Here is an 11,525-nt window from a genome sequence, read left to right on the forward strand (position 1 = left end):
GACGACGTCGATCTGGGCGACGATGACGACGACACCTTCCTTGCCGAGGAAGAAGAAGACGATGACGACGTCTCCGACATGATCGGCGTCGGCGACGACGACGACGAGATCTGACACGCCCTTTCGGCAAACCAAAAAAAGGTTTCGATCAAGGCTTGCCAATGGTCGAATGCGGCGCTAGAAGCCGCCAACAACACCGGCGCGGACGACAAATTCGCGCCGACCTTTGCCGGAAACGGCACCCGGCCTAGGCCGGTGTGGGGCCATAGCTCAGCTGGGAGAGCGCCTGCATGGCATGCAGGAGGTCAGCGGTTCGATCCCGCTTGGCTCCACCATTTACTTTAATAATACCATAGAATCAGTGGCTTGATGGGGTGGCGACAAGCGTTGCGTACCACGCTTCGTAGCTCTGTTCGGTCAAAGCTATCCCGACGCGGGACAAATCGCCCCGCTACGCGCTGCGGCTGTTCGAGGATGGCAAACTATTGCCAAAGGTTCCCCATGCCCACGCTTTACCTCACGTGCGGCCTTCCCGGTTCGGGTAAGACGACGCTTGCGAAGAGGATTGAACAAGAGACGTCTGCGCTTCGCCTTACGGGCGACGAGTGGATGCACAAACTCTACCCCGGCATCTTCACCCCGGAAGCGGAGACCGGCCCATGCCGAAGCAGGGTCGAGAGCCTGCAATGGGAGATTGCCATCCGTGCCCTGAAGCTCGGCTGCAACGTCGTTGTCGACTGGGGGGTCTGGTCGAAGGAGGAACGGGACATTTGCCGCACTAGCGCTCGTGGGGTTGGTGCGCGGGTTGTCTTGTATTTCCTTGACGTTCCGATTGACGAACTTTGGTGTCGGCTTTCGCAGCGCAACGCCAAGCTTCCAGCTGGCACGTTTGATATCCCGCGTGAGGCACTTGTTAGATGGTCGGACCTGTTCCAGCGCCCTACGGATGATGAGTTGGCCCTCTATGACGTGCCAGTGGATGGTGCGGGCGAGTACTAGGCCCGCCCCCAAAACTCACTGGGGTTCCATCGCGTCTCGGCGCCCTGACCGGCCACCTGGATCACTCAGCCCCTGAGTAACGGACATGGCTGGACTTTGCGACGATGCCGGAAATGATTCGACGGAACTCGCCTCGACCTGCCTCTGCAGCTAGGCCGCGCGCGCCGATACTGGCACGGTTCGCATCCCGGCATCTATCGCCACTCATGGGGCAGCATGCCGTCAGGTTTGGCAGCTGCGGGCGTCGACCGCCAGCGTCAGCGCCTCACCATGTTCGCGGCGCAGCGTGAAGCGGTCGAAATTGGCGATCGAGGCGCAGGAATGATTGGGGAAAACACGCACCCGGCTGCCGAGCGGCAAGGTGCGTCCCGACAATGGCACGAAGCCATGTTCTTCGGACATTCGCTCAAGCGTCCACACACCAGCGTCAGCGTCGCCGTCCGCCGAAACCACGATACCGAAGCCGGCGCCGCCCATGCCATGCGCACCACGGTCGGAGCTCATGCTCTTCGAGCCCGCATCGATGATGAAATGTTTGTCGTTTGAGGCAACGACCCGGGCGACGACCGACAGAGCCAGATCGTCGGCGGTGCAGATGCCAAGCCTAAGTGCCGTGCCGTCGAGAAAGACGTAGTTGCCTGGCCGGATGCAGTCGACCGCCTGAAGCGGCGCGCCGACACATGTGGGCGTTGCCCCGACTGAAATGCAGGCAACCTCCATTCCCCGGCTTTTCAGTTCGGCAGCGAGGCCGGACAAGGCCGCTGCCTCATCGCGGGCGACAGCTGCAATGGCGTCGCCATCGGCGGCGGCGTAGGAGTGGCCGGCATGCGAGAGCAGGCCGGCGAAACGCAGGCCTTCGGCGGCGACGATCTTTGCGCAGACGGCGAGTGCCGCCGGGTCATTTGGCTTCAGGCCGACACGGCCGAGGCCGACATCGACCTTGAGGAAGACGCCCAGCTCGACACCGTGGCGAATGACGGCGGCGGACAGCGCCTCGACGCCTGTTACGCTTGCGACAATGGTGCGCAACTCGGTGCCATGCGCCTTCACAGCCGGCAGCAGGCGGTCGAGAGATTCCGCGCTGACGATGGGATAGGCGAGGATGATCGAGGGGATGCCCGCCTCGACAAAGACCAGCGCTTCGCTCGGCTTGGACGCGGTGATGCCGCGCGCGCCCAAAGCCAGCTGCTGTTGCGCCAGATAGATGCTCTTGTGCGTCTTGACGTGCGGGAACATCGCTAGGCCGGCAGCGTCGGCGCGGCTTTGCATGGCCTGCATGTTGCGCTTCAGCCGCATCTCGTCGACCTCGACATAAGGCGTCGGCCGCTCAGTGGCCGCTGGTCGCCGCAGACCCTCGATCCTCAGCCTGGAGGAACTGCCAATATCCGACGTCACGCTGCCAGCCACGGGGGCGACCGCCAGCGACACTTTTGAAGTGGTCATTTACGAATGCTCTGATTTCGAAGAGGAACTCTGGATGGTACCGCCGTCAGCCTGTTGCGACCTGGCGCACGAAATGGGTCGATGAAATTTGATGCATCGGCAGCTCGATAGGTACGAAATCCGGCGCGCGCATGGCGCTGGGGATTTCGTCGGACATCGGCTGGCGTCCCTCAGGGCGGCGCGTCGGGTCGGCGATCGGAACCGTCGACAGAAGCTTGCGGGTATAGGGATGCTGCGGATTGTTGAAGACCGAGCGGCGATCGCCGATCTCGACGATTTCGCCGAGATACATGACCGCGACGCGGTGGGCGATGCGCTCGACCACGGCCATGTCGTGGCTGATGAACAACAACGCGATCTGCATGTCGCGCTGCAGGTCCATCAGAAGGTTGATGACCTGCGCCTGGATCGTGACGTCGAGCGAGGCGACGGCCTCGTCGGCGACGATGAGCCGGGGGTTGAGCGCCAATGCGCGGGCGATGCAGATGCGCTGGCGCTGGCCACCGGAAAACGCATGCGGATAGCGTTCAAGGTGTTCGGGCGACAGCTCGACCTTGGCCATGAGTTCGGCGGCACGGGCGCGCATGGTTTCGGTCGAGCCGAGCTTGTGCACCCGCATCGGATCCATCAGCGACTGCTCGATGGTCATGCGCGGATTGAGCGAGGAGAACGGGTCCTGGAAGACCATCTGCGCCTGGCGGCGAAACCGCGCCACGACCTGACGAGGCGCTCCGATCAGTTCGGTGCCGTCGAAGCGGATCGACCCTGAGCGCGGCTTGTCCAATTGCATGAGCGAACGGGCGACGGTGGACTTGCCGCAACCCGACTCGCCGACCAGCGCCAGCGTCTCGCCGGGGAAGATGTCGAAGGAGACGTTTTCAACGGCATGGACGCGGCCGGAAACGTGGCCGAACAGGCCGGCCTTGAGGTCGAAACGTGTCACCAGATTGCGGACTTCGACCAGCAGCTGGCGAGTGTCCTTGTGCGGGGCGGACGCGTTCATTTGCTGACCTCTGCGAGCTGGCGCTCGGGCTCGAATACCAGCAACGGGAATTTTTCCGGCGCATCCTTGTCGGCCATACTGCCAAGCCTGGGCACGGCTGAAATCAGGGCGCGCGTATAGATATGCTTGGGGTTGGCGAAGATGTCGTAGACGGAGCCGGTCTCGACGATCTCGCCCTTGAGCATGACGCAGACACGGTCGGCGACTTCGGCCACCACGCCCATGTCGTGGGTGATGAACAGCACCGACATGCCGATCTCGTGCTGCAGGGCGCGAACCAGATCGAGGATCTGGGCCTGGATGGTCACGTCGAGTGCTGTGGTCGGCTCGTCCAGGATCATCAGCGACGGACGACAGGCCAGAGCGATGGCGATCATCACCCGCTGGCGCATGCCGCCGGAGAGCTGGTGGGGGTACTGGTCAAGCCGGCGTTCGGCATCGGGAACGCGGACCAGCTTGAGCGTGTTCAGCGCGATCTGGCGCGCCTGCGCCGGCGTCTTGTCCTGGTGGTGGATCACCGCCTCGGCGATCTGGTCGCCGATGGTGAAGACCGGGTTGAGGCTCGACATGGGGTCCTGGAACACGATCGAAATCTCGACACCCCTGAGTGCCTCGACGCGTTTTTCGGAGAGCTTGGAGAGGTCGGCAACCTTGCCGTCCTTGAACCGCATCAATATCCGGCCGCCGGTGATGGCGGCGCCGTCATATTCGGTCAGCCGCATGATCGTCATTGCGGTGACCGACTTGCCCGATCCGGATTCGCCGACCAGCGCCACCGTCTCGCCGCGCGAGATGGTGAAGGAGATGCCGCGCACGGCGCGCACGTTCGCCTTGGAGCGGACCGCAAAAGAGACTTCGAGGTCCTCCACCGAAAGGATGACATCCTCGGGCAGTGCAAGTGTTGCGGCTTTGGCAGGGATCATCGGCACATGGACCCGTTTCAACGATGGACGTTGCGTTGACGGGCATCGAACGCAACGGCGCGGCGTTCTGTCAATAGGCCGGGACGGGGCTGCCGACGCGCTTGTGAGGGTGAGAAGCGCGGTTCGTGCGTACGACACGTTGTCCATCTCGGGCAAAAGCCAGTGAAATCAACGTGTCGCGATCGCCGCTGCTAAAACTATGCGTGTCACGCATTACGCCACCTGTCTTCGCATATCGTGCCGGACACGCAGTTCGAGGTGCCTGGACGGTCAGGCCGCGTCCAAGGTGGACTCAAAACCGCTCTTGTATTGAGGCAGTTCGGCGCATTCCTTGAGGTGTCTCCACAACACGTCGCCATCGTGGCTGCTACCGCCGACACGCCTGAAGATGCGAATCTCGACCTCCAGCGACATTTGCGGGCCGCCGATCTGGACGAGTTGGCCGTGCTTCATCGCCTCGGCGACGCAGATCTGCGGCAGCCAGGCCACGCCGCGTCCGGCAACCGCCATGTGCTTCAATCCGTCCGCAAGTGCCGACTGGTAGACCGTGCTGAGATTGAGCGGGCGGCGCCAGCGCGACTGGATCAGCGTGGTCAGCTTGCCGATATAGCCGTCGCTCCAGGAATAGGCGAGGTAAGGGATTTCAGTGCTCTCGGGCACATCGATGTCGAACAGCGCCCTGCCGTTTTCGTCGGTTCCGGACACCAAAATCAGCCGATCCTTGCCGATCTGCAGCGATTCGAACGGTCCGCCCTCCAAAACCGGCGGGCCGTCGGGATGGACATAGGTTATGGCGAAATCGCACTGGCCCGAGCACAGATGGTCGACGCTTTCGAGGAAATCCGCCGCATGCATGCTGGTGCGCAAGGGCATGCGCGAGATCAGCGGCGAGCTGATCCACTTCGGAAAGAAGTACATCGCCAGCGTGTGCAGCGAAGTGAAGGTCAGCATCGCCGAGCTTTCACCGGCGACATTGCGGCAGTCGGTGCGCAGGCGGTAGGCCTCCCGCACCAGCCTCTGGCAGCCAGGCAAAAACATGTTGCCGGCGCGGGTCAGCTGCACCGGATAGGTACTGCGGTCGATCAGGTCTGCCCCGATCCAGCTCTCCAGCGATTTGATGCGTCGGCTGAAGGCCGGCTGCGAAATATTCCGCGCTGTGGCTGCCGTTGAGAAATTCCGCGTCGCGGCAATTTCCAGAAAATCTTCAAGCCATTGCAGTTCCATGCCGGGCCTCATGCGTCTTTTGCATAGTCCATCCTATCTACACATTGGACAGACCGGCAAGCGCTCTTCTAGCCTTTCCCTAACGAGAAGAGAAACTTCCGCCTCCACCACAAGGGAACGATGATGAAACGAGCCTTAGCCCTAGCCCTTTGCCTGGGGCTCGGCATGACGGTTGCCCCCGCCATGGCCGAGACCAAGAACCCCGGAACATTTGTCTTCATGTGGACCGACGACATCCAGTCGTTCGACCCCGCCTATATCGCCAATACGCCGAGCTCCTATGGCGCGCTCAACATCTACAGCCGGCTGCTGAACTTCAACGGCTCTAAGATCTCCGAATTCGTGCCGTCGCTGTCGACCGAGGTGCCGTCGCTGGAGAATGGCCTCATCAAGCAGGCCGACGACGGCTCGGTGAGCTACACCTTCCCGATCCGCAAGGGCGTCCATGCCCACAAGGTTGGGGTCAAGGGCGCTGACGGCAAGATCACCTGGGAGTATTACGACAAGCTGACCGATGCCCAGAAGGCCGCGATCGAGCCGGGCTACGGCGAGATCACGCCTGAGGACGTGCGCTACTCGCTGCTGCGCGCCATCCTCCAGGGACAGTCATGGATGTCGAACGCGATCACCGAGGTGATCACCGCAGGCAAGTATACCGACATCGCCAAGTGGGTGGAAACAGAAGGCAAGGTCAAATCCGTCAACGACGCGACGCCTGAAACGCTGCGCAAGGTCTATGACCAGCTGGCATCGCAGATCGTCGTCGATGGCGACAATGTCACCCTCAAGCTGCCCAAATCGTTTCCTGCTACACTTGGCGTGATCGCGTTGCCGTTCGGCACCTCGATCCTCGACAAGGAATGGGTCGCCTCGGTTGGCGGCTGGGATGGTTCGGGCGACGACTGGAAAAAGCATTATCGCCCGGAACTCGGCGCCAATCCGCTGTTTGCCGAGGAAAACGGCACCGGTCCGTTCATGCTCGAGGAGTGGGATCGCACCGACCGTCGCATCACGCTGAAGCGCTTCGACAACTATTTCATGGGCCCCGCCAAGCTTGAGCGGGTGGTCATGCGCACCGTTCCGGAATGGACGACACGGCGCCTGCAGCTTCTGTCAGGCGACGCCGATTTCGTTACGACACCAGTCGAGTTCATCGACGAACTGAGCAAGACCGAAGGCGTCAAGGTCATCGACGGCCTGCAGAAAGTGTTCTCGCGCGGCATCTTCTTCGCCTGGCCGCTCGACGACAACGACAACCCGGCGATCGGCAGCGGCAAGCTGGACGGTGCCGGCATTCCGCCGGATTTCTTCGCCGACATCGACGTGCGCAAGGGCTTCAACTATGCGCAGAACTATGACGCGCTGCTGAACCAGGTGCTGCTCGGCAAGACCGTCCAGTCGCGCGGTCCCACGGTGCGCGGCATCATGGGCTATCGCGCGGATTCGCCTATTTACAGCTACGATCCCGCTAAGGCCGAAGAGCACTTCAAAAAGGCGTTTGGCGGCAAGCTGTGGGACACCGGCTTCACCTTCACGGCCTATGTGACGGAAGGCTACCCGCAGCTGACAGCCTCCCTGTCGGCGCTGCAGCAGGGCCTGTCGCGCATCAACCCGAAGTTCAAGATGCAGATCCAGGCGCTGCCATGGGCTTCCGTGTCCGACAAGCTCAACAACCGCGAAAAGCCGGCGGCCCCGCTGACTGTGATGGGCTGGGGTCCCGACTATTCCGATCCGGGCGGCCCGCTGGGTGCGGCAAGCTACTACCTCTCGCCCACCGGTCTGGTTGGCGGCATGGCCGGCCAGGGCTACCGCGACCTGATGGCGGAGAAGTTCAAGCCGCTTTTGGATGAAGCCTGGGCCTCGAGCGATCCAGCCGTGCGCGAGCCGATCTACGCCAAGCTTCAGGAGATGTCGTACGATTACGCCACCACCCAGTTCCTGTGGGAGGACTTCGGCTACGTCGTCGTCCGCAACAACATCGATGGCTATGTCGACAACATGATCCTCTACGGCGCCTGGGACTTCTACCCGGTGACCAAGGCCAACAACTGATTGGTTTCAGGCACGTCGGACGCTTGTCCGACGTGCCGACTGCTTCATTTCCCCTGAAATCGGAACGTGTGGACCCGTGCTGAATTACGCACTCAGACGACTGATGATGCTGCCCATCGTCTTGTTCGCTCTGTCATTGATGATCTTTGCGCTGCAGATGTCGCTGTCGCCGACGCAGCGTCTGGCGGCTTACGCGCCGTCGCCTGACTACCTCAAAGGGGGCCAGGAAAGCATCCGTCGAATGATCGAGCAATACGGGCTGAACGATCCTTTCTACATCCAGTACGGCCGCTGGATCGGCGGCATCCTGACCGGCAATCTCGGCTGGTCGGAAACCGCGCGGCAGCCGGTGTCGACGGCTCTGATGTCGCTGTTTCCGGCGACGCTGGAACTGGTGGTCCTGGCCTTCATTCCATGCCTGCTGCTTGCCGTATTCCTCGGCTCGCGCGCCGGCATCTACCTCAACCGCTGGCCCGACCACGTCATCCGCATCTTCACCATCCTCGGCTGGTCGTTTCCGGTCTACGTGTTCGGCCTCTTGATGCTGCTGATCTTTTATTCGGCGCTCGACTGGTTCCCGCCCGGCCGGCTCAGCCAATGGGCGCAAACGATCGTAAGCTCCGAAGAATTCGTCCGTTACACCGGCGCCAACACGATCGACGCGTTGCTGAACGGCAATTGGGCGATCTTCGGCGACTCGCTTCGCCATCTCGCCGCACCCGTCATCACGCTGACCTATGTCAACGTCGCCAGCATGACGCGGGTGATGCGCACCTCGATGCTGGAGACGCTGCGACAGGACTATGTCCGCACCGCTCGTGCCAAGGGGCTGCCGCGCCGCGTGGTGGAGCTCAAGCACGCCCGGCGCAACGCGCTGCTGCCGGTGGCCACCATCGCCGGCATGGAACTGGCCGTCATGATGGGTGGCGTCGTGATCACCGAAACCATCTTCGACTACGCCGGCCTTGGCCAGTTTGCCGCAAAGACCGCCGCCAATCTCGATTTTCCGGCGGTCCTGGGCTTCGGCCTCTACTTCGCTGTCGTCCTTGTCGTGATGAACTTGATCGTCGACCTGATCTATCCGCTGCTCGATCCGAGGGTGAAGACGCAATGAAGTTTCTTCGTTACCTCGCGCGCAATCCGGTCTCCCTGCTGGGCGTCGTGATCCTTCTGGCTTTCGTGCTGATCGCCATCTTCGCACCACTTCTGGCGCCACCGCAGAGCTTCCAGCTTTCGCCCTACGACACGCCGCGCGCCGGCTTTTTGGCAACGCCTATGCCGCCGTCCCGCGACGCGCTCTTCGGCACCACGCAAGGCCAGTACGACATCTTCTACGGCGTTGTCTGGGGCACCCGCACGGCGTTCAAGATCGGGCTCGGCGTCGTTGCGATCTCGGTACTGATCGGCACTGTGGTCGGTGCGGTCGCCGCCTATTATGGCGGGCTCGCCGAAGAAATCCTGATGCGCATCGTCGACGTGTTCATGGCGGTGCCGTTCCTGATCGCCGCGATGGTGCTGACGGCGCTGCTGGGCAAGGGCATCTGGCCGATCACGATTGCGCTGACCACTTTCGGCTGGATGAGCTATGCCCGCATCGTGCGAAGCGAAATCCTGAGAATCCGCGAGATGGATTACATCCACGCGGCCAGGAGTTACGGCGCGAGCGACCTTAGGCTGATCGTGCTGCATATCCTGCCCAATGCGATGTTCCCGGTGCTGGTGCTGGCGACAATGGCCACCGGCTCGATGGTGCTGTCGGCGTCGGCACTCAGCTTCCYCGGTGTCGGCACCGAAGAAGGTTACGCCGACTGGGGCCAGTTCATCGCCTATTCGCGCAACTGGATMGTCGGTCAGCCCGGCAACCCGTTCCAGTTCTGGTACACGCTGGCTTTCCCCGGTGCTGCCGTTTTCCTCTTCGTTTTGTCGTGGAATCTCGTCGGCGATGCGCTGCGCGACATGCTCGACCCTCGCCATTCCCATTGAGATCCCCATTGCGATTCAAGGAGCGTTTTTCCATGCCTTCTCTGTCTGCTGCCTCGATCGAGTTGTTCGAAGACCTGATCCGCTACGAAGTCGAAGACAAGGCGATCCCGTCGATTTCCTACGCGCTCGTCGATCGCGACGGCGTCCTGGCCAAAGGCCACATTCAGCGCAGCGATCGCCATTTCGACATGGGCGAAGACACCTGCTTCCGCATCGGCTCGATCACCAAGACCTTCACCTCGTTGGCGATGATGCAGCTGGCTGAAAAGGGGCTGGTCGATATCGATGTCGACGTGTCGACCTATCTGCCTGGCTTCCACCCGATCAACCCGTTCGCCGGTGCCGAGGGCGGGCCGCACGGTTCGGTGATCTCGCTGCGCAAGCTGATGACGCATACCTCGGGTCTGGTGCGTGAGCCCAAGAGCGGCCATTATCTCGATGCGACCCGTCCGCCGCTCGAAGATACGGTAAACGAACTGGCAAGCTCGACGCTGAAGCAGGATCCGAGCATCGGCATCATGCACTATTCCAATGCCGGTATCGCCGTTGTCGGGCGGGTCATCGAGGTGGTGACCGGCCAGAGCTATTCCGACTATGTCGCCGAAAACATCTTGAAGCCGCTCGGCATGAACAAGTCCTCATGCGGCATGGGGCCCGGTATCCGCGAGCGGCTTGCCCCTGCCGACATGTGGACGCTCGATGGCGATACGCCGGCGCCGGTGTTCAGCCTTGGCGGTTCGCCGGCCGGCAACATCTTTTCCACCACCGGCGACATGGCGCTTTATGTGCAGTGCCTGCTGCGCGGTGGCTTCGATGCCAAGGGCAATTCGATCGTCTCGCCTGCTTCGCTGCGCGAGATGTGGACGCCGTTCGGCAAGCGCCCCGACAGCCTGGACAAGTCGATGGCCGGCTACGGCCTGTGCTTCGGTGCGGGCGACGTCGACGGCTGGGAGTCGGTCGGCCATGGCGGCGCGGTCTACGGCTATGCCTCGCACATGCTGATCCTGCCGGGCGCCGGCATCGGCGTGCTGGTCTTTGCGACGCTCGATTTCGCCAACCAGATCGCCTCGCGGCTTGGCATCGACGGCCTGCGCATCGCGCTTTCAGAGCGCAAGATGGGCAAGGCGCTGGAGCGCATGCAGCGCCCGCCGGTCATTGCCGACGAGCAGTTCAAAACCTTGCCCGGCTACTACCGCGATGAGGCCACCAAGGAAGTCGTCGAGGTCAAGGCCAAGGCCGGCAAGCTCTATCTGATGGGCGATGGCGTGCCGCTGCAGATCCGCCCCGTCGCTGGCAAGGACTTCGTCATCGACGGCCGCATCTATGGGCGCGGTGCCGGTTATGCCCACATGAACCTGTCCTTCCCCGCGCAAGGCAAACTGGTGTGGAAGGATGCAAGCTGGACGCGCATCGACGCACCTGTCGACGAGACTGTGCCCGACGCAATCAAGCCGCATCTCGGCGAGTATGGTCCGGACTTCAACATCACCTATCTGACCTACAGCCATGGCGGGCTGAAGTGCCTGATCGAGTATTTCTGCACCCATGCTTGCGAGCCGGTGGAGGAAGGGCGGTTCCGCATGCATGGCAAGCTCTATGAGGACGAAATCCTGGAGCTCGATGCCGTCGACGACAATGGCAAGCGCGGCATCCGTGTCGGGCCGATGTTCTTGGAGCGCCGCGCATCCTCCCAAGCGGTGGCGGCCTGATCAGGATCATGACCGCTCCGTTCAAAATGGAATCGCCCATTGGCGCCCGCATGGTCATTGGCGGGCGCGAGGTCGATTATTACTGCGGCACCTCATACTTCTGCCTGCACGGCCACCCCGAGGTGATCGAGGCGGCCTGCGCTGCGACCAGGCAGTATGGCATGGGGCCAGGCACGCTGGCCCACATGC

Annotated in this window: 7 protein-coding genes, 1 tRNA gene and 3 pseudogenes; 8 read left to right on the top strand and 3 right to left on the bottom strand. The window is 62.2% G+C overall.

Features of this window, described 5'->3' with window-relative positions; translation table 11 throughout:
* The 3 genes and pseudogenes from AC1DWF_RS25935 to AC1DWF_RS25945 form a co-directional block, all read left to right on the top strand.
* A pseudogene (locus AC1DWF_RS25935) lies at positions 1-114 on the top strand (TIGR02300 family protein); the annotation flags it as partial.
* Between the two features lie 145 nt (positions 115-259).
* Positions 260-335, top strand: a tRNA-Ala gene (locus tag AC1DWF_RS25940).
* Positions 336-474: 139 nt separating this feature from the next.
* Positions 475-999: a P-loop nucleotide/nucleoside kinase family protein gene (locus tag AC1DWF_RS25945; protein ID WP_476786898.1), complete on the top strand. Its 525-nt coding sequence runs from the start codon at positions 475-477 to the stop codon at positions 997-999.
* A gap of 222 nt (positions 1,000-1,221) precedes the next feature.
* Here the strand turns inward: AC1DWF_RS25945 and AC1DWF_RS25950 are convergent, their stop codons facing one another.
* From AC1DWF_RS25950 to AC1DWF_RS25960, 3 genes and pseudogenes are all read right to left on the bottom strand, one after another.
* Entirely contained in the window at positions 1,222-2,442 is a 1,221-nt protein-coding gene (locus tag AC1DWF_RS25950; protein WP_476804253.1) for an alanine racemase, read from the bottom strand.
* Positions 2,443-2,488: 46 nt separating this feature from the next.
* A pseudogene (locus AC1DWF_RS25955) lies at positions 2,489-4,368 on the bottom strand (ABC transporter ATP-binding protein).
* Between the two features lie 270 nt (positions 4,369-4,638).
* Entirely contained in the window at positions 4,639-5,592 is a 954-nt protein-coding gene (locus AC1DWF_RS25960) for a LysR family transcriptional regulator (protein ID WP_476783421.1), read from the bottom strand.
* A 165-nt stretch (positions 5,593-5,757) separates the two neighbouring features.
* Here AC1DWF_RS25960 and AC1DWF_RS25965 point away from each other — a divergent pair, with 165 nt between their 5' ends.
* The 5 genes and pseudogenes from AC1DWF_RS25965 to AC1DWF_RS25985 form a co-directional block, all read left to right on the top strand.
* Complete coding sequence (locus AC1DWF_RS25965; protein ID WP_476789457.1) at positions 5,758-7,644, top strand: ABC transporter substrate-binding protein; 1,887 nt, start codon at positions 5,758-5,760, stop codon at positions 7,642-7,644.
* A 76-nt stretch (positions 7,645-7,720) separates the two neighbouring features.
* Positions 7,721-8,758 carry an ABC transporter permease gene (locus tag AC1DWF_RS25970; protein ID WP_476783423.1) on the top strand — a complete coding sequence of 346 codons (1,038 nt, stop codon included), beginning with the start codon at positions 7,721-7,723 and terminating at the stop codon, positions 8,756-8,758.
* On the top strand, positions 8,755-9,627 hold the full coding sequence (locus AC1DWF_RS25975) for an ABC transporter permease (protein WP_476842208.1): 873 nt from the start codon (positions 8,755-8,757) through the stop codon (positions 9,625-9,627). The genes AC1DWF_RS25970 and AC1DWF_RS25975 overlap by 4 nt, the downstream gene beginning before the upstream one ends.
* Positions 9,628-9,659: 32 nt before the next feature.
* Positions 9,660-11,336 carry a serine hydrolase domain-containing protein gene (locus tag AC1DWF_RS25980; protein ID WP_476783425.1) on the top strand — a complete coding sequence of 559 codons (1,677 nt, stop codon included), beginning with the start codon at positions 9,660-9,662 and terminating at the stop codon, positions 11,334-11,336.
* 8 nt (positions 11,337-11,344) lie between these two features.
* Positions 11,345-11,525 (top strand): annotated as a pseudogene (locus tag AC1DWF_RS25985) (aminotransferase class I/II-fold pyridoxal phosphate-dependent enzyme); the annotation flags it as partial.

The sequence above is a fragment of the Aminobacter sp. P4_D5 genome, from assembly GCF_056401815.1.

Bases quoted from the DNA above. Each gene is read 5' to 3' on its own strand.
- AC1DWF_RS25980 (WP_476783425.1), top strand. From the start codon at position 9,660: ATGCCTTCTCTGTCTGCTGCCTCGATCGAGTTGTTCGAAGACCTGATC.
- AC1DWF_RS25945 (WP_476786898.1), top strand. From the start codon at position 475: ATGGCAAACTATTGCCAAAGGTTCCCCATGCCCACGCTTTACCTCACG.
- AC1DWF_RS25950 (WP_476804253.1), bottom strand. From the start codon at position 2,442: ATGACCACTTCAAAAGTGTCGCTGGCGGTCGCCCCCGTGGCTGGCAGC.
- AC1DWF_RS25960 (WP_476783421.1), bottom strand. From the start codon at position 5,592: ATGGAACTGCAATGGCTTGAAGATTTTCTGGAAATTGCCGCGACGCGG.
- AC1DWF_RS25965 (WP_476789457.1), top strand. From the start codon at position 5,758: ATGACGGTTGCCCCCGCCATGGCCGAGACCAAGAACCCCGGAACATTT.